We start from the raw sequence: 21,737 nt of genomic DNA, 5'->3' as shown, positions 1-21,737 counted from the left end.
AAAATACACAAAAATTTTTCCGGAAGCGATTCCAAGGAAAACGCTTTTGCGCAACCGCTTGCGCTCACTTATATTCTAGTTTGGTATCGTTTCCGTAGTTTTCACACTTTCTTGTAAAAGGCCCCACAATTTTGTCCTGCAAATCCCAGCATGCTTAGTTCGACCAGAGCATTCATAATAGCGGAAATCTCAGTATTCATGCCGGTTTCCGCCACTTTTTCATATATCTGCGTAATGCTTTGAGGATACATATCCAACACGTCATATACAGCTATTTGTACAGAATCCTTTAATATATCCGTCATATTTACCTTTTTTTCATTATTCCTGTTGACCATATTCATATTGTGTCTGCGCAAATAATCCACAACATCTTCAGGCGATATTGCAATCCCGGCTCCCTGCCTGATAAGCGAGTTGCATCCCTCGCTCAGCCCGTCGCATATCCTTCCCGGCACCGCAAAAACTTCACGTCCCTGTTCAAGCGCCATATCCACCGTTATAAGCGTCCCACTCTTTGCTCTTGCTTCAATAACCAGAACAACGTCCGACAATCCGCTTATTATCCTGTTTCTTGGCGGAAAAAGCGCAGGCTTTGGCTGCGTCCCGGGATTATACTCAGATATTATTCCTCCTCTATCTCTGAGCATATCGTAGAGCTTTGCATTCTCCGGCGGGTAACATACATCTACTCCGCTACCTAATACTGCAAATGAGCTTCCCCCGTAATTCACTGCCGCCATCTGCCCTATTCCATCTATTCCTCGTGCCATCCCGCTTATTACCTGCACTCCGCATTCCGAAAGTCCTATACCGAATTCTCTGGCTGCATATTTTCCGTATTCTGAGCTCGTCCTTGCGCCTATTATCGAAACCGATGGTTTATTTTCATCCGGAAGGCTTCCCATATAAAAAATCCCAAAAGGAGCATCGGGTATTTTCTTTAATTTTGCAGGATACTCATCTTCTGTAACGCAACAAAAATTTATTCCCCGCTTTAAAATATCCTTAAGTTTTTCCTCAGCATTCCAGCTATCTCTTAATTCCAAAAAGCTTTTTAGCTGCTTTGCACTCATCAGACTCCTTATCTCATTTTCCCGGGCGTTATAGATATTTTCTGCAGTTGCGAACTCATCAAGAAGTCTGGTCAACGTTTTATTACCGACACCGTGAACATTGTGAAGCATATATGCGTATGATTTTTCCCTATTACTCATCGCACCATATTCCTTTGCTTTAATTTATCGGATACATTTTGTTCTGTGTCGTTACCGGATTTGCTCCAATATTTTGAATCCGTCATCCTGTAGCAGGCAGCTTCCGTAAGGTGCTTTGCGCTGATCTGTTCTGCGCCGTCCAGATCAGCGATAGTCCTGGCAACTCTCAGTACTTTGTGGTAAGCCCTTGCGGACAGATCCATGGTCTTAAATATTCTCTCCATAAGCCTTTGCTCCTTCATACCAAGCCTGCAATATTTCTGGATCTGCGCCGGTGTCATCTCCGAATTGAATCTTATTTTGGTATTTGCAAAACGCTCCTTTTGTATTTCCACTGCTTTTTCAACGCGTTTTCTTATGTCAGCACTACTCTCGTTACATTCCGTGCCATGACTAAGTTCAGCCACATCAACCTTGGCAGCCTCTATACAGATATCTATCCTGTCCAGAATAGGCCCTGATATTCTGCTAAGATACCTTGTGATCTCACTTTCCGAGCATCTGCACTTATTAAGATCCGGATAATATCCGCAAGGACAAGGATTCATCGCGCCTATAAGAAGGACATCCGCAGGATATGAAAAATTGCCGCCGCTTCTTGCTATATGCACCTCCCTGTCCTCCAGGGGCTGCCTTAAAATATTAAGTGTATTTCTCTTAAACTCAGCCATTTCATCAAGAAAAATAACTCCTCTGTGCGACAAAGAGATCACTCCCGGCCTTGGAAATTTTCCGCCTCCTGCCAGAGCAGATTCCGTGATCGAATGATGAGGGCTCATAAAAGGTCTTTTCACAACGAGCGGCTCACCTTTTTTGAGCATTCCGGCAACTGAATAAATTGCCGATACCTCAAGGCTCTCCGGTCTTGTAAGAGGTGGCATTATAGATGGCATTCTTTTTGCGATCATACTTTTGCCTGAACCGGGCGGTCCCACAAGGAGCAGGTGATGATAGCCTGCGGCAGCAACTTCCGCTGCTCTTTTTACCGCAGACTGACCGTTGATCTCAGAAAAATCCATTCCCTTTAAATAATCATCCCGGTACTCCCCTTCTTCAAATAACTTTTCAACATCAACAACCGTAGGTGATATATATTCATCCCTTTTGTCCTCAGACAGCTTTAAATATGCAATGGCTTCAGAGAGTGTCTTTACCCCGACTATCTTCATTCCACCCACAACAGCTCCTTCCTCTGCGTTGTCCAAAGGCAGCAAGCACCTCTCAAATCCCTTACTCAATGCATAAGTGACCATAGGAAGAATTCCGCTGACCGCTTTTACCTCGCCATCAAGTCCAAGCTCGCCAATCACCAAAGTCTTCTTAAGATCATCGCTATTTAGTTCCCCGGTGGCACATAGAATCCCGATAGCAACAGGAAGGTCAACTGCTATGCCGCTTTTCCTGATGTCAGCAGGGGAGAGATTAACCGTTATCCGCATGGGTGGGAGCGGAAATCCTGCATTTTTCAGGGCAACCCTTACTCTTTCCGATGCCTCTCTAACCTCACCACTCATGAATCCAACCATATTAAACATAGGCAGTCCATCTGCAGTATCGATCTCAACCTGCATTAAATAAGGCATAATTCCCTTGACTGCCCCTGACATTACTGTACAAACCATATTTCTCCTTTCAAGATATCAATCAGTAATAAACCGATCAGAATGAAAGGATCCCTGCTTCATGCATTCTTATCAAAAAAAATATGGAAATTACGGAAGGATCTCCGTAAACAGAAATATAATCAAAAACAAAAAACACTATGGACTATTATATTCAGATACAAAAATATTTCAATATATTTTTTACAGAGCCTCTAATCATTTATTTTTTAGAATTATTAATTTTATCTTCGTTGACTTTTCTTTAGCATTTCTACATGATAGATATGAATGGTCTTGCAAATAATATTCTTTTTTATTAATTTGCAAATTAATACCAAGGGAGATGTATATGTCACGTATTAACGATATTCTCAAAACAGCTAAAGAAGTAAACGCTTCAGATGTACATATCACTGTAGGTATTCCGCCAAAGATGCGTGTAAACGGCAATCTTATCGCCCTTGAAGGATACGACAAGATGAAGCCCGACGATACACAGTCAATAGCCGATGAGCTTATGAGCATCAAGCAAAAAGAATTACTCGAAGCAAACGGACAACTTGATATGTCTTTTTCCCTTAGAGGTTTGGGGCGTTTCAGACTAAATGCATTTAAGCAAAGAGGTTCTGTTGCCCTGGCAATCAGACTGGTTGCAACAGAGATTCCCGACGCAGAAGCTCTGGGGATTCCCTCATCTGTTATCAATCTATATCAAAGACAGCGCGGGCTTGTCCTTGTAACCGGTCCAACAGGTTCCGGAAAATCAACAACTCTGGCATCTATAATTGATAAGATCAACAATAACAGGGAAGCACATATCATCACGCTTGAAGATCCTATAGAATTTTTGTATCAGCACAATAAAAGTATAGTCAACCAAAGAGAAGTAGGCCTTGACAGTAACAGTTACGCAAATGCTCTTAGAGCTGCTTTGCGAGAAGATCCAGATGTAATCCTTGTGGGTGAAATGCGAGATCTTGAGACCATAAGCACTGCTATAACCGCTGCAGAAACAGGTCATCTTGTATTATCGACGCTTCACACAATAGGCGCCGCGAGCACAGTTGACCGAATAATTGATGTCTTCCCACCTCACCAGCAGCAACAGATCAGAATTCAGCTTGCAAACGTACTTGAGGCTGTTATTTCGCAGCAGCTGATCCCTAATCCAAGTGGAGACGGCAGACGAGCAGTATTTGAAGTGCTCCACGTAACAAGCGCCGTAAGAAACATGATCCGCGAAGGAAAGACGCATCAGCTTATCACAATAATGCAGACAAATAAAAAGCTTGGAATGATCACAATGGACGATGCCATTGTAGAGATGTGCAGATCAGGACTTATCAGCAGAGATATGGCCGTTCAATACGCACAGGATCCTGATATCATTCAGGCAAAACTACTAAGATGATCTTTATCTTATCAGATTCCTGTTTTTCCAAAAAGCAGGAATCTGTTTACAAAAGAAACTCTGCCATGCAGTAATTGCTTACATCCATTCCCTTATCAGTCAGTCTGACAGAGTCCTCTGTCACTTCAAGTAAGCCTTCTTCTCTCAGGGATGATATGACATTTCCATATATTTCATGGATTTCTTTTCCGAACTTATCCCTAAATTCCTTTATTGATACGCCTTTTGTCATCCTAAGTCCCAAAAACATAAACTCTTCCATTTTGGCAGTTTCAGTAAGTTTTTCAGTATTTTCCCTTATGTCTTTGAGCATCTCATCGCCGCTTTTTATGTCGCTTACAGAATCTTCTTTTGTGAAACAGCTTATGTATTTGGACATATCCCTTATATTTGAATAGCGCACCCCATTCATTAAAGACGCAGCTCCAATGCCAAAACCTATGTAATCCCTGCACTCCCAATATCTTTTGTTGTGAAGACATTCGTAAGTGCCTGCAGCATAGTTTGATATCTCATACCGGTGATATCCCTTTTTCCCAAGCAGTTCTTTTGTGAGGTAGTACATATTTCTTTCTGTATCTTCATCAGGAAGGGGTAGCGCTGCCAAACTACAATCTTTACAGGCTTCATCATTGTACAAATCATAAAAAGGAGTACCCTCCTCAATTATGAGACTATATGCAGAAATATGTTCAGGTTTAGGGTCAAGGCCAAGAACATAGTTAAGGTTATTTTCCCAATCCGAAATTTTCTGCCCCGGAAGCGCGCTCATAAGATCAACATTTACATTTTCAAATCCGGCCATCCGTGCATTTTGGTAGCAATCTTCAAACTGCTTTCTGTTATGTATTCTTCCAAGCCTTTTTAGCTCATCATCATTTGCAGACTGAAGGCCTATACTGAGCCTGTTAATCCCTGCTTCCCTGTATTTTTTCAGCGCAGAAAAATCCGCAGTACCCGGATTACATTCTATCGTTATCTCCGCGTTTTCCAATATATTGTAATTATCCTTAAGAAGCTTCATTATCTCTGTAATATAGTCAGGGTCAACACTTGTCGGTGTTCCGCCTCCTATAAAAACAGATTCCGTTTCATATCCCGAGCATTCTTTGGCAGAATATGCTATCTCTTTTTTCAGAGCATCAAAATAAAGTGCCCGGCGCTCCTCCCCCTCCGAAAAGGAGAGGAAGTCGCAGTACAGACACTTACGAATGCAGAATGGTATATGAACATATATCCCAAGTTTTTTCAATATATCCCCCTATGTGGCCTAAAAAACTCAATTGTCCTCATCAAGCTTAAGTACACTAAGGAATGCCTGCTGAGGAATTTCAACGCTACCGATCTGGCGCATCTTTTTCTTACCTTCCTTCTGTTTTTCAAGAAGTTTTCTCTTTCGGCTGATATCACCACCATAGCACTTGGCAAGGACATCCTTTCTCATAGCCTTAACTGTTTCTCTTGCAATTATCTTGCCGCCAACAGCCGCCTGGATCGGTATTTCAAACAGATGTCTTGGAATTTCTCCCTTAAGCTTCTCACACATCTTTCTTCCGCGCTCATACGCACCATCTTTGTGGACAATAAATGAAAGCGCATCCACCTGCTCATGATTGATAAGGATATCAAGCTTAACAAGCTGTGACTGTTCGTAGCCCTTGATCTCATAATCAAATGACGCATAGCCTCTTGATCTGGACTTAAGAGCATCAAAGAAGTCATATATTATCTCATTTAGAGGAAGCTCATACTTTAGTACAGCTCTGGTTGCTTCGATATATTCGGTACTTATGTATCTTCCTCTTCTCTCCTGGCAAAGCTGCATAATGGAACCAACATAATCGGTAGTAACCATTATCTCACCATTTACTATCGGCTCCTCCATGTACTCAATTTCAGCCGGATCAGGAAGGTTGGCGGGATTAGTCAGATCAAAGACTGTTCCGTCTGTCTTATGAACCTTGTAAACTACGCCGGGAGCTGTGGTAACAAGGTCGAGGTTATATTCTCTTTCAAGTCTTTCCTGAATTACTTCAAGGTGCAGCAGTCCCAAAAATCCTGCTCTGAATCCGAATCCAAGAGCCTGTGAGGTTTCAGGTTCATAGAAAAGGGACGCATCATTTAACTGAAGCTTTTCAAGCGCGTCTCTAAGTTCTGGATATCTTGCGGTATCTGCAGGATACAAACCGCAGTATACCATAGGCATGACCTTCTTGTAACCGGGAAGAGCCTCATCACAGGGATTTGTGCTCTCAGTTACAGTATCACCAACTCTTGCATCCTGAATGTTTTTGATAGATGCAGTAAAATATCCAACGCTTCCGGCAGAAAGTTCATCACAGGGAATAAACTGTCCGGGACCAAAATATCCAACCTCAACAACTTCCCATGATGCTCCGGATGCCATGCATTTTGCCATCATTCCCTTTTTAAGGACACCATCTCTTACGCGGACAAATACAATAACTCCGCGATACGAATCATATACTGAATCAAAAATAAGTGCCTTAAGCGGCGCACCGGCATCTCCTGTCGGTGCAGGAATCCTTGTCACAACAGCTTCAAGCACATCCTCTATACCTGTACCAAGCTTGGCAGATACCAAAGGTGCATCGTGAGCTTCAATTCCTATCACATCTTCTATTTCTTCTTTTACTTCATCAGGTCTTGCGCTGGGCAAGTCAATCTTGTTGATAACCGGGAAAACATCAAGGTCATGGTCAAGAGCAAGATAAACATTGGCAAGAGTCTGTGCCTCTACACCTTGCGTGGCATCAACTACAAGGATTGCTCCGTCACATGCCGCAAGGCTTCGTGAAACCTCGTATCCGAAATCGACATGTCCGGGAGTGTCTATCATGTTAAAGATATACTCCTCACCGTCTTTTGCCTTATAAATCATTCGAACAGCCTGAGATTTAATGGTTATTCCTCTCTCTCGTTCGATCTCCATGTTGTCCAGCACCTGGTTCTGCATCTCTCTGCTGGTAAGTACACCTGTGGTCTCGATCATTCGATCCGCAAGTGTAGACTTGCCATGATCTATATGCGCTACTATGCAAAAATTTCTGATTTTACTCTGATCTATACCTGCCATATTACTCCATCCTATTATTAACTCTCTGCAAAAAATCTTTTGCATTCAAGAAGTCGTGACTAATTACAAAATCTATCCTATAATATCATAAGAACACGTATAAAGTACACTTAAATTGAAAATACTGTTGACATACGGCTTGTAAATGGCTAAAATATATCGGTGTATGTGGCATTGACTGTCCGTGTCCGGTTTCATAGCCATATAACTTGAAAACGTATCAAATTAAATTTAAGTAACAATATGGAGGACATTATGGCTAATATCAAATCTGCCAAGAAGAGAATTCTTACAAACCAGAAGAAAGCTGCTAGAAATCAGGCTATCAAATCAGCTGTTAAGACTGAAATCAAGAAGGTAAGATCAGCAATCGAAGCTGGTAACAAGGAAGAGGCTGCTAAGGCACTTCTTGCTGCTACATCTGCTATCGACAAGGCTGAGTCAAAGGGCGTATTCAAGAAGAATACAGCTTCAAGAAAAGTTTCTCGTCTTGCTCTTGCTGTAAACAAGCTTGCATAAATAGAATAAAAATAAATGTTAAAAAGCATCGATATCTTCTCACCGATATCGATGCTTTTTCTTATGTTCAAATTTCTGTTTTACTCATTAGGATTTGAAAAATCTATAACAGGACTCTTAGGCTCTGATACATGCTCAATATCTATAACGCTAAGGAGCGGTCCTACTCCCTGATACTCAGGTACAAGTGCCTTCTTTACATGACAGGTAACTGTTATCCATTCTTTTTCTTTAAGCTTGGGAGCATCATCATACTCACACTTAAAGCCAAGGAACTGCATATCTTCAGCACAGCATGTCATAGCCATTCTTCCGGGTATGAATGCATTGTCTGCCATATCAAATGGCTTGGCTACCATTGCTGTAAACTTGACATTCTTGCCGTCATAGCGGTCAACGTGCTCAAGAGCATCAAGGTAAAACATACCATAACCAAAGTTGTTAAGTTCTATAGGATCGGCGTTAAGATCAAACGGAAGATCCTCATCAAGAGTGACATCAACCTCTCCGTTCATATCTTCAAAAATAATATCCGCCTTCTGATTTATAGCCTTTACATTGCGCTTATATGTTGCCAGATCCTCAATTCCATCACATCTGTTAAACAAGATAAGATCTGAATTTCTAAGCTGCTCAGATAACAGAGACTTCATATTTGTAAAATACAGCTCAAAATTGGAAGCATCTATAACTGTGATCTGCTGCTCCAATTTCCACTTCTTCGGAAGCTTGAAGTTCTTGTAATTCCACATGCCGTTATACTCTATAAGTATTCTTTCAGGGTCATACTTTGCTTCCAAAGCCATCATAGCTGAAGGTGTAAGTTCTTCTTCATCTTCAATGATCTCCATGACAGTATTTGTTTGCTTAAGAACATTTTCCGAATATTCATTTTCGCCTTCTTCGCAGACGATCAAAAGAGTAAGACCTTTTGTCTTAAAATAAGGCTGCGTAATGGTATATTTGAAAAAGTCTGTTTTTCCACTGTCAAGAAAGCCATTTATTACATAAACCGGTTTCATTTTCTTTTCTATATTCCTTCCAAACATCAATCAATCCTTATACACATTTACCCCGCTTAAAAAGCGGGGTGTGATCATTTCATTAAAGTTTTCTGCGGAACAGTTTCTCAAGGTTATCCTGATTCAGTTCAGCACCTATAACACAGAACTTACCTGTTACATCGGCACTGCCCTCTCTGATAGTGGGCTCACCCGGAACATAGTCGAATTCTATCCATCCGCCGTTTTCATCAGGTACCATACCTTTAGCTCTGAGGACAATACCGAATGTTTCCTCATCCTCAAGCCTTGAGAGCATAGATTTGATCTCTTCCTTATTGTATTTGGAAGGAGTCTCCATTCCCCAGCTGATAAATACATCATCAGCATCGTGGTGATGATGGTGTTCATGCTCATCATGGTCGTGATGGTGCTCGTGCTCATCGTGATCATGGTCGTGATGGTGCTCATGCTCATCGTGATCATGGTCGTGGTGGTGTTCGTGTTCATCATGATCATGGTCGTGGTGGTGTTCGTGCTCATCATCCTCATCATGGTGGTGAGCTCTGTAAACAGTTACGCCTTCTTCATCTGTAAACTTCTCTGAACCGTGATCATGGTGATGATGATGTTCATGATGCTCCTGTTCCATTACCTCTTTTAACAGTTCTGCCTCGAGATCATGATTTCCTTCAAATGTATCAAGGATTTCCTTACCTGTAAGCTGATCAAGAGGAGTTGTTATTATAGTAGCCTTGCTGTTGTGCTGTCTGATAAGCTCAACTGCAGTCTCTATCTTGGCAGCGTCTGCCTTATCTGTTCTTGTAAGAATAATTGTTCCGGCATTCTCGATCTGGTTTGTAAAGAATTCGCCAAAGTTCTTGATATAAACCTTTGCTTTACTAACGTCTACAACTGTTACTGCGCTATTCATTGTAAGGTCGGCATTTTCGTCAGCTACGTTCTGAATAGCTCTCATAACATCTGAAAGCTTACCTACTCCGGAAGGCTCAATAAGAATACGTTCAGGAGCATAAGTATCCATTACTTCCTTAAGGGATGTACCAAAATCTCCCACAAGTGAGCAGCATATACAGCCTGAATTCATCTCTCTAATGTCGATTCCGGATTCTTTTAAGAAACCGCCGTCTATACCAATTTCGCCAAACTCATTCTCTATAAGTACAGTTTTTGTACCAGCCAGAGCTTCCTTTAAGAGCTTTTTGATAAGAGTTGTCTTACCTGCTCCGAGGAAACCGGATATAATGTCAATTTTTGTCATTTCTATCACTCTCCGTTCTTTATTTAAAATCTATCGTACAACGACATAATTTTATAGCCGAAATCAGATACATGTCAAGAAATGACATATCCATCACTTAGAAGCCAGCTTACCTTCTCCTTCGGCGCTACCCAAAGAAGAGCCCTAGTTAATACCCTCTTCCTTGGCACTATCTGCGTCTGCTTTAGGCGCCTTATCAGATTTTTCAGGGTCTGATCCATCCGTATTTTCTGTATTATATATATCCATATTCCGGTTTTCATCAGCAAACTCGTTTCCCGCATCATCTAAGCTCACAGCTTCACCATCCGGTGTTTTGGCTTTTTCTTCAGAAGTCTGATTTTCCGGATCATTCGTATTTTCCTGAGATGAGTCATTACCACTTTCAGGTGCGTCAGACTCTTCCCCATTTGGTATTTCCTCTGTTTCAAAAAGAATGTCTACATCTTCAGGCTCTTCTGCATCCTCTTCTTCCTCATTCATTATTTCAGAATTATATTCCTCAACCTCATCAAGAGTAAAAGTCTCAGAATCAAGAACCATGCCGTCAAAATAATGTGATTTTTTGCTCATAAGGCTTCCGCCTATTAAATCATCATGCTTACCATATTTTATTCTAACCTCTATTATTTCCCCGGATTTGTGTCCGCATCCTGCTCTGTAACCATCAACATGTGTGTTGCCTTTTGTACAGGTAAGAACAGTGGTCGATTTTGTTTCCACTTTGTACACACCCTTTATTTTATATCGTTTAAAAACTTCCAACGGATTTTTTTTTACTTCGCCTTCAGGTATGCCAAATTTATCCAGATCTCTCTTAGTCAAAATATCGATATGTCCATTTCTGACCTCTTTTCCGCAAAATTCACAATAGGGTATATCAATTCCAACTCCGGTTACAGAAAAGCAATCTCTATGTACATAGTAGGTATTCACAATTTTAAAACATCCGTCCGAATGTGTGTGGTATACAGGCTGAGTAAAGCATCCCCCATGTGTAGGGCAGTTTTCGCCATTTACAACATTTCCGTTTTTATCCTTATGGCTATGCTTAACATACTCAAATTGAGCTTCTGACTTTATTTTTGAAGGTAGTTTCCTGATAGCATTATCGATATCATCAAATGTTGGCACCCCGTTTTCAGTATCTTCTATGTCAACTCCCAATGTGGCTAATGTGGATGCCAGCTTCTTTTTCTCATCAGCCACTTTCTTAAAAGACTCGTCTAACCTTTTGAAAATAATATCAATATTCTTATTGATATCACTTATGCTGCCTTCAACGCCTTCGATAGAACTATTGATCTCTCCGATCTTACTATCAGTGTTTTTCTGTGATCCCAGGACATCGTTTACGCCTTGTTCAACGCTGCCCATCTTATTCTCAACACTACCAACATGTTCCTCAACGCTTCCCATCTTGGTATCAACACTGCCAACATGTTCCTCAACGCTTCCCATCTTGGTATCAACACTGCCAACATGCGCTTCAACACTTCCCATCTTGGTATCAACACTGCCAACATGCTCTTCAACACTTCCCATCTTGGTATCAACACTATCAACGTGTTCTTCGACCTTCTTTACTTTTTTGCCGACACCATTTACATCATCAGATGTCTTTGTAAGATTCTTATCCACTTTATCAAGTCCGTCGCCAACAGTTTTTTCCATTTCTTTAATAAGTAAAGAATAGTTGCCCTGTGTCTTTGAAAGCTCACTTTCAAGTCTTGTGAGGGTATCGTTTGAGTTGACTTTGCCAAGCTCCTGCTCGATCTTTTCCAGATTGCCAAGAACCTTTTTATCCGATTCTTCCCTGCCGGTCTTGATTGATGCTACAAGTCCCGATATCTGGTCACCTGACTTATCACATGACTTTTTGATATCATCAAGTGCGTTACTTATCTGTGAAAGATCCGCGTTATCTTTCTTATTATTGCCGCTTCCTCCATTCTTGAAGGTTTCTGTAAGATTTTTTACCTGCTCAGAGGTGTTCTTTATTTCGTCATGTATAGATGCGAGCTCTTTATCCAGTCCGCTAATCTTTTCAACAACCTTGGTACTGTTAGTGTTATTTGTTTCGGTTTCCTTATGCTCGGAATTATTGTTAATTTCCGTCTGCCTCTTCTCTATCTCACTTACGAGATTCTGGCTGTTTGTCACAACCTGATCGAGTCTTTCAAGGTAAGAGTCGATTTCGCTAAGCTGTTCACTGGCCTTCCTCTGAACGCCGAGGGAATCTTTCTCCACCTCTTTTGCTGCTGCATCCGCACTGATTGCCGGGGTAGTTACATACACAAACACACCACATAAAATTGTTGCTGCAACCACACCTGCCGCCATAACCAGTGTGTCATGCCTCTTTAACTTTTTCAGCAATTCTTTCATCGAGTTACTTTGTCCAAATGGTTTCATAAAAAATAAACCGCCTTTCATAAAAATAAAAAAATTAAATAAATGGAATTCCCTCGGAAGAAGTTCCGAAAGATTTGGTCAGCTGACTGCCGACAAGTTGAGATAGTATCATAGACAAAAATCTTTTGCAAGCAAAAAATTTTAAAAAATATAAAAAAAATGTACCGGTATCCTCTACCGGCACATTTTATCGTGCTTTGAAAAAAATATATTTTAAATATTTTCCTAAATTTCTGTTTTATGATTCGTCTTTTGCAAGATCGTCATAATGAACAACCAGATTTCTGCCATGCTCTTTGGCATAATATAGGGCTTCATCTGCATGCTTAACAGCCTGCGTATAATTACCGCCGTCATATCTGCTGACGCCGACCGATACGGTAACAGGGCAGACCTCATTATCAGTTGATTCAACTCCGCTTCTTATATGCTCTGCAATATTAAGTCCAACAGAGGATTCAGCGCCTGAAAGAACCACAACAAATTCCTCGCCGCCCCATCTGATAACAATATCTGTTGATCTTATGCATTTTTTTATCTGCTCCGCAACACTTACAAGAACCTTATCTCCTGAATCATGTCCGTATGTATCATTGACGCGCTTGAAGTAGTCTATATCAATCATGAGAATTACAGCTTCCAGCTTATGTCCCACTTTCAAATGTTCATCTTTTTCATCAACAATATCTTCCAGCTTGTTTCTATTGTAAACCTCAGTAAGCGAGTCAGTTATTGATGTCTTCTGAAGCTCCCTTGTCATAAGATACTGATCGGCATATACATTTTCAAAAATATACAAAAGTACGCAACATCCGATATATAAAGGCAAAGCCAGAGAAATCATCAGATCAAAATGCGGATAATGATTAAATGTATTTGACACGATAATATTAAGGAGCAAAAGCCCATGTACCGGGATGTGGATTTTTAGCGGTATCGCAAGTCCTGTCGCCAGAAATGCAAAATGCATTATAATAAATCCTTCTCGAGAAAAGTCCTTATTTGGCAGATACACAATAGCCCATATTGTTGCCCACATCGCACCATGAGCAATCAGGTAATTTAATAAAGCCCCCTTTTTATAGTCAGTTACCTTGGGCGCCAAAATAATAAACAGTATAAGCGGTACTAATATCGAGAGTCTTGGAACAAGCGTTTCATACGCAAACCTTCCAAAAATCTGACAATCAGACACAAAATACGATATTTCGCATAGTGCAGTTATTATAGCTGCAAACGTGCTGACTTTTCTAAAATATTTATATTTTGACTGATAAAAATCCTCCCGTTCTTCACGGGATATCTTATTCTTTAACATACAAAGATTTTAGCTCAAAAACACCCCGATAACAATATCATCGGGGTGTTTTTTGCTTCATCAAATTATATAAACTCTCATTTGAAATTTCGTGATTTTTATCGCTGGATTCTTCCCGAACCATCGCCGCCTGCAAGCTTTTGAACCTCTTCAACCGATACCATATTGAAGTCTCCTTCAATAGTGTGTTTGAGCGCAGATGCAGCTACTGCAAACTCTATAGTTTCCTGAGGACCATATCCGTTTACGCAGCCATAAATAAGACCGCCGCCAAACGAATCTCCGCCGCCAACTCTGTCAACAATCCTAAGAGCATATTTCTTTGAAAAATATGCCTTGCCGTCTTCATAGAGCATAGCACTCCAGTTATTATCGTTAGCGGAAATAGACTCTCTAAGTGTTATGGCAACTTTCTTAAAACCAAATCTCTCTGTGAGCTTTTGAGCTACTTCAATATAGCCCTCGCGGTTAAGCTTACCTGTTGTGACATCAGTGCTTGATGCCTTTATACCAAATACATCGCCCGCATCTTCCTCATTTGCAATGCAGACATCAACATATTTGCAGATTTCGCCCATGACCTTTCCGGCCTTTTCCTTGCTCCAGAGTTTTCCTCTGTAATTAAGGTCGCAGCTGACTGTAAGCCCCTTCTCTTTTGCTTTTTTGGCAGCCTCAAGAGTTATTTCTGCCAGGCTGTCGCTTACAGCGGGAGTTATTCCTGTAAAGTGGAACCACTCTGCACCTTCAAAGATTTCATCCCAGTTAAAATCATCCTTTGATGCCTCTGCAATTGCAGAATGTGCTCTGTCATAGATGCACTTGCTTCCTCTCTGTGAGGCTCCCTTTTCATTAAAGTAAATTCCGACTCTGTCACCGCCTCTTGTGATATAAGAGGTATCAACACCAAATTTTCTAAGTGAATTAACTGCTGCCTGACCTATCTCATGCGTGGGAAGCTTTGTTACGTATCTTGAGTCAATTCCGTAATTTGCAAGAGACACAGATACATTCGCTTCTCCGCCTCCGAATGTGGCCTCCAGATGATCCACCTGAACAAATCTAAGGTAGTTGTCAGGCTGTAGACGCAGCATAATTTCTCCAAATGTTACTACTCTTTTAGACATTTTCATTACTCCCTCGTATATTATGTATTGGCACGATTGCTCCGCAATCCTGCCCTATCGGTCGGAACCATTCCAAATCATGACTTCGTCATGATGGTTCCTCCCTTTACTTTTTTATAAGATGAACTGCAAATCCGCCTATCTCGTCTTTAAGATATGCAAACTTCAGATTTCCGTTTGATTCATACTTATATGAACTCTCGTCAAATTCAACGCCTTTTTGGGAGAGGTGGTAAACCGCTCTGTCTACACTGTTTGTGCCTATCGCGATATGTCCCTTTGTTCCTCTGGCGCCTCCTGCCATTACCTCGATTTCTTTTCCGGCAAATACAGAAGCTTCTCTCTCGTCCTTCTCAAATCCAAATAGCATAGAGAACATATTCGCTACCTTATCAGCTTCCTCTTTATCTTTAGAGTTTATTCCGATATGAACAAGTTTAAATCCGAGCATACTCTTAACAGCGTCAGCAGCAAGAGCCTTTATTTCATCAAATCTGCCTTCAGCTATCATGTCTTTTTTGACCATCCAGCTGCCGCCACAGCAAAAAACGCGGTCAAATGAAAGATAATCACACAGATTATTCTTATTTATACCGCCTGTCGGCATGAAGTGCATTTTGGTATATGGTGCTGCCATAGCTTTTATCTTGGCAATTCCCCCATTCTGTTCTGCAGGGAAAAACTTCACACAGTCAAGTCCAAGCTCAATAGCCTGCTCAACTTCACCGGGAGTAGCTGTTCCCGGAACTACCGGCACGCCAATACTCTGAATGTACTCAACATTGCTTCTGTTAAAACCGGGGCTGACAATAAATTTAGCGCCGGCTTTTTTTGCTCTGTCTGCCTGTTCACTGTTTAGAACAGTACCTGCTCCGACTATCATCTCCGGGAATTTTTTTGAAATAATGCTTATTGCTTCCTCAGCTGCATCTGTCCTGAATGTTACCTCAGCTGCAGGAAGTCCCCCTTCAATAAGAGCCTTTGCCAAAGGCTCAGCGTCCGCGGCATTATCGATTGCGATAACAGGAACAATACCAATCTTGTATAACTCTTTACATACTTCGTTCATTTTTATTCTGCCTCTTTTTTTTAGTCTTCAAATTTTGATGGATCAAGATTTCCCGGATCCTGGCCTATATATGCAAGGATACCGCCATCTATATAAACAACCTGTCCGTTTATAAAATCAGATGCGCTAGAAGCAAGAAATACTGCAAGTCCCATAAGGTCTTCTGTTTTTCCCCATCTCTGGGCAGGTGTTTTGGATCTGATAAATCTGTCAAAAGGATGCATAGATCCGTCAGCCTGTTTTTCGCGAAGCGGTGCTGTCTGGGGCGTAGCAATATAGCCGGGTCCGATAGCATTACACTGAATATTGTACTGACCATATTCAGAGCAGATGTTCTTTGTGAGCATCTTAAGACCGCCCTTCGCTGCTGCATAAGCTGATACAGTCTCTCTTCCAAGCTCGCTCATCATAGAGCAGGCATTTATTATCTTGCCGCTTCTTCTCTCGATCATGCCGGGAAGAACTGCTTTTGAGCAGATAAAAGGACCTGTAAGGTCAACATCGATTACCTGATTCCACTCTTTTACTGTCATCTCTATCATAGGTATTCTCTTGATGATACCTGCGTTATTTACAAGGATATCGATAGGTCCTTTTTCCTTTTCCGCATTTTTCACAAACTCTTTTACATCATCTTCGTTTGTTACGTCACATACTGCGCCGTATGCGTCGATTCCAAGTTTTTTATATTCAGCCATTCCCTTGTCAACAAGTTCCTGGTTGATATCATTAAATACAATCTTTGCTCCGCTCTGTGCAAAAGCAGTTGCATAAGCAAGGCCAAGTCCGTATGACGCACCTGTTACCCATGCTGTTTTTCCTTCAAGTGAAAATATCTTTAAAAAGCTTGTATCCATACTATTACTCCTTTCTTCATCAATTACTTAAGATCCTGCATAGCCACATCATCCATATCATCGAAGTCCTGGTTTTCTCCAACCATTCCCCAGATAAATGTATAAGCCTGTGAACCGCATCCTGAGTGGATAGACCAGCTGGGGCTGATCACAGCCTGCTCATTTCTCATAACGATATGTCTTGTCTCTGTAGGTTCACCCATAAAGTGCATCACAATAGCATCCTCGGGCATATCAAAGTAAAGATATACTTCCATTCTTCTGTCATGTGTGTGGCAAGGCATTGTGTTCCATACGCTGCCGGGCTTAAGCTCTGTCATACCCATCTCAAGCTGGCAGGTTTCAACCTGTCCGGGAAGGATATATTTGTTAATAACTCTGTGGTTTGACTCCTCAGCAGAGCCGAGTTCCTTCTTGTTTTCATCCTTTATTATTACAACGTCCTCTGAAGGTGTGCCTTCTCTCTTGATGAGAACCGTAGGATATGTCTTATGTGCAGGAGCACTGTTTATATAGAACTTTGCAGGATTCTCGGCATCCTTACTAGCAAAAGAAATATCTTTCTTGCCCATACCGATGTACATTCCCATCTTGTAGCCAACTTCATATTCCTTTCCATCGATTGTTATGATGCCGTCTCCGCCTATGTTGATAACACCCATCTCTCTTCTCTGAAGGAAGTATTCTGCTCTTAGCTCATCACCTGCTGTGAGGACAAGCTCACCTTTTACAGGTACTGCTGAGCCTGTGATGATCCTGTCAATATGGCTGTATACCAGCTTTATCTCATTAGGCATAAAAAGATCATCGATCAGAAATTCATCTCTGAGTCTTGTAGTATCATAATATTTTGCATCCTTGGGAGATGCTGCTGTTCTAAGTTCCATTCTGTAACCTCCGTAAAAAAACGATTATTGACATTTTTATGTGCATTTTTTCCACATCATAAAATACAGTTATTATAATAATTTAAATTTATTCACAAATCTTTGCTTTTACACCCAAAAAACTTGATTATTTTGACATTTTTCCCAAAACATCCAAAGTCTATTTTATTTTTCTGAAGTGATTATTTCTACTCAAATTTAGCCACTTACTTGACAATAGTTGCTTATTTTATTAAAGTTCATAATATGAGCAGGACAAATGATCGCGGCCGCAGGTCCCGAAAGGGCGCGGGTGAGGAAAGTCCGGGCTTCATAGGGCAGGATACCGGATAACGTCCGGCGGAGGTGACTCCCGGGAAAGTGCAACAGAAATATACCGCCGATTTCTTTGAAGTCGGTAAGGTTGAAAAGGCGGTGTAAGAGACCACCGTGCAGATGGTAACATCTGTAGCCATGTAAACCCTATCCGAAGCAAGACCAAAAAGAAAACCATGGGCCGGCCCGGTCCGTTTTCAGGTAGGTCGCTCGAGACTATCGGCAACGGTAGTCCTAGATAGATGATCATTCACGACATAACCCGGCTTACAGGCCTGCTCATAAAAAAATATTTATTTTTTTCAGAAGTTCAACCGGTCATGAAAAACAGATTCCTGAAATTATCCATATTATTTACATGTTTATTTTTTATAAAGACGCCTCTTATTGTTTCTGCAAACGGACCTACTGCAAGCGAAATAGCTTCATCCATGCTTTCAACAGGTCTTTTTGATACTCCCGTTTTGCAAAAAGAAGCATCAACTGAAGAAGAAATAATAAATGCAGCACTCATGCTGCGTCCATCCTGCATACAGATACGTATCGGAAACCAAGTCGGTAGCGGAAGCATTATAAAAATATCCGATGAATCGATACTTATTCTGACCGCAAAACATGTTGTGAAAAACTGGGAAAATGAAGACAGCCATCTTGTGATATTTTTTGATGGTCTTATTAAAGAGGGAGGTCTTGTAGATGTTTCCGAAAATCGTGACCTTGCTGTTATAAAAGTAGAGACGGATTCTTTTCTTCCGGAAGACCTTATAAGACTTAGGTCCGTTCCGCTTTTTATGGGCAGTTCGTCTCTTGAAGATGATTCAATCGGTTCCGATGATCCTGCCGGTGAAAATTCCAAAGCTGCGTATGACAAGCTAAAAAACAATTCCTCTATTGTTTTCTCTCTGGAATCAGAGGTTATTCCTGACCCTTTGCAGAATCAAAAGTACAATATATACGGAAATGACACAAAAATAGCTGACGGCTACGTATACGGAATGCTTCAAAATAAAGACATCATGGTTACAGATTTTGGATATAATATGCTTTACGCAAAATGCTCCGCCCACGAAGGAATGTCCGGAGGCGGAGTATTTGATCAATATGGTAATTATGTTGCGCTTCTTTCAGGCGGTTCCGATGACAACGAAATGGTTGCCACTTCCCTGCCTGATATCATTTCTTTTTTGGAAACGATCAAACCTTGAAGCAGCTTCCACCCACAAATTCTCTTGTGAGCGAATTTTTCGGAAGTGACTGTGAATCAACAGCCACAAAATAATCAAGGAATTTCAGAAGTCTCTTTGCTTCGAAATACTCAGGGTCATCCTTGGTTATCGCAAAAAGAAGCGGTTCTGCGTACTGCTTAAGAACTGCAAGCTCATATATCTGAGCAGAGTTAAACATCTCATCAGCATCCTCCTGGAACGGGAAAATGTTAAGTTCCTCGCCCCTTCTTACGGAATCCCACATAGCTATAGTGTGAATAGCAGATGCGCCTCTTGTTCTGGCATCTCTTACTATTCTTCTAAGAAGTCTTCCATCAGTAGTAGGAATACGATTATGCGCATCTACACTAAGTGTTGTGAGTGCACTTATGTAGATCTTAAACTTTGACTCTGCAGGAAGTGCATAACTCATTTTTTCATTAAGCCCGTGAATGCCCTCTATAACGAGTACATCGCCATCCTTAAGTTCCATGTAGTCACCATTCATCTCTCTCTTGCCGGTGACAAAATTAAAGGTAGGCATCTCTATCCTTTTGCCATTAAGAAGGTCGACCATGTCCTTGTTAAACTGCTCAACATCAAGAGCTTCAAGGCACTCAAAGTTATAGCTGCCGTCTTCATTAAGCGGCGTACATTCTCTGTTTACAAAATAATTATCAAGGCTGATGGGATGCGGTCTTAATCCATAAGTCCTCATCTGAATTGAAAGCCTGTTTGCAAAAGATGTTTTTCCCGATGAACTGGGACCTGCTATCATAACAAATCTGACATCTTTTCTTTCATATATTTTCTGCGCTATCTCGCCGATCCTTCGCTCCTGCAAAGCCTCCTGAACGAGCATCAGATTGTCAAACTCGCCCCTGCAGATGGCATCATTAAGATCGCCAACAGTATCAACACCCATCATCTGCCCCCACTGAGTTGACCTTACCATCTCACTAAAGAGTTTCTCTCTTGGCGCACTCTCTGTAAGGGTATCAGGATGTTTTCTGGTAGGAAGGTGAAGCAGAAGCCCGTCGTGATACTTCTCAACCTTAAACCATTTGATATATTCTGTATTAGGCAGCATATATCCATAGTAGTAGTCGCTGAAGCCATCAAGGGTATAGACATTTACTTCCGAACTTCTTCTGTATTTAAGGAGCCTGACCTTATCATCCATTCCCTCTCTTGCAAATATCTCGACAGCATCATTTAAAGGATAGCCTTTTTTAGAAATCGGAAGCTTATCCTCCACCATCTCTTCCATTCGTTTCTGAACGGATTCTGCAAAGGTTTCGGTCACTTTGAAATCGGCCCTTATATTGCAGTAAAAACCATTACCAATCTTATACTCAACCTTTGTAAATGCAGGATGCTTTCCGGAAACATCTCTGACAGCTTTGATGAGCATCATGACAGCTGTCCTGGTATAAGTATTTATGCCTATTTCATCAAAAGTGGTGATAAAGGAAAGAGTCGAATCTCTGTCAACTTTTTTCATAAGTTCTCTAATCCTGGAACCATAGTAAACAGCCACTATCAGATTCTCATACTGAGGCTGGTACTCTTTGGCTATTTCTTCAAAAGTAGTTCCCTTAGGATATTCTTTTTCTTCACCATTAATTGTAAGTATCGGCATACGCTTTTACCTCCTGACAAGACAGTTATAACAAGTCCAAGGCGCATGTTATATCGTGCTTTTTCATAATAATATCACGTTCCCTGTCCGGATGCGCATTTTCAGATAATTTTAATAAAATTTTCTCACATATACTGAGCTCGTGCTCAAGATAGTTCTTAAGCTCGCTGTCGCCTGCGCAGATAAGATAAGGTCCAAACCTGCGACAGATCCTTATGCAGTCATCATCAGTCAGTTCGTGTTTACTCTTTAGCATAGATGCCGCTTTTTTATAGTAAACATCCTCTTCTCCATGCACTGCGTTTATAACGACATAATATTTTCCTTCTTCGAAAATCTCTTTTTCGGCAACTATCCCATAGCCGATCTTTTGCAGATTTTCCCTGAATAAAAAAAGGTCAGACTGAGGCTGTAATATCATATGCCTGATGCCAAGCTTCCACGGATCTTTGTCGTTTATGATCCGCATCATAAGGGTGCCGCCCATACCGGCGCAGATCATGGTGTCCGCCTCATCTTTTTCAAGTTTTTCAAGGCCGTTTGATAGCCTTAGTTCTATTTTGTCGCAGAGCTCCTGCTTTCTTACATGTTCTCTTGCCCTCTCGAGCGGGCCTTCTCCAACATCCATGGCAACTACATGAGATGCTGTTCCTGAATTAATAAGATAAATCGGAACGAATCCATGATCCGTTCCGATATCGCAGACGCGTGCTCCTTTCTCTACGAAAGAAGCAACAGCGCCTAATCTTTTTGATAATTGTACATTCTTCATAA

At 41.2% G+C, this 21,737-nt stretch carries 17 protein-coding genes and 1 other RNA gene; 4 read left to right on the top strand and 14 right to left on the bottom strand.

Annotation, left to right across the window (positions count from 1 at the left end):
* Window positions 1-101 precede the first annotated feature (101 nt).
* On the bottom strand, window positions 102-1,217 hold the full coding sequence (gene dprA / locus T543_RS09375) for a DNA-processing protein DprA (protein ID WP_081830007.1): 1,116 nt from the start codon (window positions 1,215-1,217) through the stop codon (window positions 102-104).
* The gene (locus tag T543_RS09370; RefSeq protein ID WP_051638667.1) at window positions 1,214-2,839 is read right to left on the bottom strand and encodes a YifB family Mg chelatase-like AAA ATPase; all 1,626 of its coding nucleotides are present in this window, start codon (window positions 2,837-2,839) and stop codon (window positions 1,214-1,216) included. Before T543_RS09370 ends, dprA begins: the two co-directional genes overlap by 4 nt.
* Window positions 2,840-3,170: 331 nt before the next feature.
* Here T543_RS09370 and T543_RS09365 point away from each other — a divergent pair, with 331 nt between their 5' ends.
* Window positions 3,171-4,232: a type IV pilus twitching motility protein PilT gene (locus T543_RS09365; protein ID WP_035767776.1), complete on the top strand. Its 1,062-nt coding sequence runs from the start codon at window positions 3,171-3,173 to the stop codon at window positions 4,230-4,232.
* Window positions 4,233-4,278: 46 nt separating this feature from the next.
* On the opposite strand, the gene hemW is transcribed toward T543_RS09365, so the two are convergent.
* Both hemW and lepA read right to left on the bottom strand, forming a co-directional pair.
* The gene (gene hemW / locus T543_RS09360; RefSeq protein WP_051638666.1) at window positions 4,279-5,484 is read right to left on the bottom strand and encodes a radical SAM family heme chaperone HemW; all 1,206 of its coding nucleotides are present in this window, start codon (window positions 5,482-5,484) and stop codon (window positions 4,279-4,281) included.
* A gap of 27 nt (window positions 5,485-5,511) precedes the next feature.
* Window positions 5,512-7,329: a translation elongation factor 4 gene (gene lepA, locus T543_RS09355; RefSeq protein WP_035767773.1), complete on the bottom strand. Its 1,818-nt coding sequence runs from the start codon at window positions 7,327-7,329 to the stop codon at window positions 5,512-5,514.
* Window positions 7,330-7,584: 255 nt separating this feature from the next.
* Between lepA and rpsT the strand changes: the two genes are divergently transcribed.
* Window positions 7,585-7,848 (top strand): 30S ribosomal protein S20, encoded by a 264-nt coding sequence (gene rpsT, locus T543_RS09350; protein WP_035767772.1) that lies wholly within the window; start codon window positions 7,585-7,587, stop codon window positions 7,846-7,848.
* Between the two features lie 80 nt (window positions 7,849-7,928).
* Here rpsT and T543_RS09345 read toward each other — a convergent pair whose 3' ends face one another.
* From T543_RS09345 to kduI, 8 genes are all read right to left on the bottom strand, one after another.
* Window positions 7,929-8,897, bottom strand: a complete 969-nt coding sequence (locus T543_RS09345) for a TIGR03943 family putative permease subunit (RefSeq protein WP_035767771.1) — start codon at window positions 8,895-8,897, stop codon at window positions 7,929-7,931.
* A gap of 55 nt (window positions 8,898-8,952) precedes the next feature.
* Window positions 8,953-10,131 carry a CobW family GTP-binding protein gene (locus T543_RS09340; protein WP_035767769.1) on the bottom strand — a complete coding sequence of 393 codons (1,179 nt, stop codon included), beginning with the start codon at window positions 10,129-10,131 and terminating at the stop codon, window positions 8,953-8,955.
* A gap of 144 nt (window positions 10,132-10,275) precedes the next feature.
* Window positions 10,276-12,546: a hypothetical protein gene (locus T543_RS09335; RefSeq protein ID WP_155843219.1), complete on the bottom strand. Its 2,271-nt coding sequence runs from the start codon at window positions 12,544-12,546 to the stop codon at window positions 10,276-10,278.
* Between the two features lie 238 nt (window positions 12,547-12,784).
* Window positions 12,785-13,864 (bottom strand): GGDEF domain-containing protein, encoded by a 1,080-nt coding sequence (locus tag T543_RS15275; RefSeq protein ID WP_081830006.1) that lies wholly within the window; start codon window positions 13,862-13,864, stop codon window positions 12,785-12,787.
* A 98-nt stretch (window positions 13,865-13,962) separates the two neighbouring features.
* A complete protein-coding gene (locus T543_RS09325; RefSeq protein ID WP_035768343.1) occupies window positions 13,963-14,988 on the bottom strand; it encodes a sugar kinase in 1,026 nt (341 codons plus the stop codon).
* 106 nt (window positions 14,989-15,094) lie between these two features.
* Window positions 15,095-16,057 (bottom strand): bifunctional 4-hydroxy-2-oxoglutarate aldolase/2-dehydro-3-deoxy-phosphogluconate aldolase, encoded by a 963-nt coding sequence (locus T543_RS09320; protein ID WP_035767767.1) that lies wholly within the window; start codon window positions 16,055-16,057, stop codon window positions 15,095-15,097.
* Between the two features lie 20 nt (window positions 16,058-16,077).
* Window positions 16,078-16,914: a gluconate 5-dehydrogenase gene (locus tag T543_RS09315; RefSeq protein ID WP_035767766.1), complete on the bottom strand. Its 837-nt coding sequence runs from the start codon at window positions 16,912-16,914 to the stop codon at window positions 16,078-16,080.
* Between the two features lie 23 nt (window positions 16,915-16,937).
* Window positions 16,938-17,801, bottom strand: a complete 864-nt coding sequence (gene kduI, locus T543_RS09310; RefSeq protein ID WP_035767765.1) for a 5-dehydro-4-deoxy-D-glucuronate isomerase — start codon at window positions 17,799-17,801, stop codon at window positions 16,938-16,940.
* A 247-nt stretch (window positions 17,802-18,048) separates the two neighbouring features.
* On the opposite strand from kduI, the gene rnpB reads away from it, so the two are divergent.
* An RNA gene (gene rnpB / locus T543_RS15340) (RNase P RNA component class A) lies at window positions 18,049-18,402 on the top strand.
* Between the two features lie 34 nt (window positions 18,403-18,436).
* The gene (locus T543_RS09305; RefSeq protein ID WP_035767764.1) at window positions 18,437-19,321 is read left to right on the top strand and encodes a S1 family peptidase; all 885 of its coding nucleotides are present in this window, start codon (window positions 18,437-18,439) and stop codon (window positions 19,319-19,321) included.
* Here the strand turns inward: T543_RS09305 and T543_RS09300 are convergent.
* Complete coding sequence (locus tag T543_RS09300) at window positions 19,311-20,963, bottom strand: nucleoside kinase (protein WP_035767763.1); 1,653 nt, start codon at window positions 20,961-20,963, stop codon at window positions 19,311-19,313. The genes T543_RS09305 and T543_RS09300 overlap by 11 nt on opposite strands.
* Before the next feature lie 25 nt (window positions 20,964-20,988).
* Entirely contained in the window at window positions 20,989-21,735 is a 747-nt protein-coding gene (locus tag T543_RS09295) for a class I SAM-dependent methyltransferase (RefSeq protein WP_035767762.1), read from the bottom strand.
* Between the last annotated feature and the right edge of the window lie 2 nt (window positions 21,736-21,737).

The organism is Butyrivibrio sp. NC2002, from assembly GCF_000702265.1.
GTDB lineage: Bacteria > Bacillota > Clostridia > Lachnospirales > Lachnospiraceae > Butyrivibrio.
This window is presented reverse-complemented; position numbering and strand designations above follow the sequence as displayed.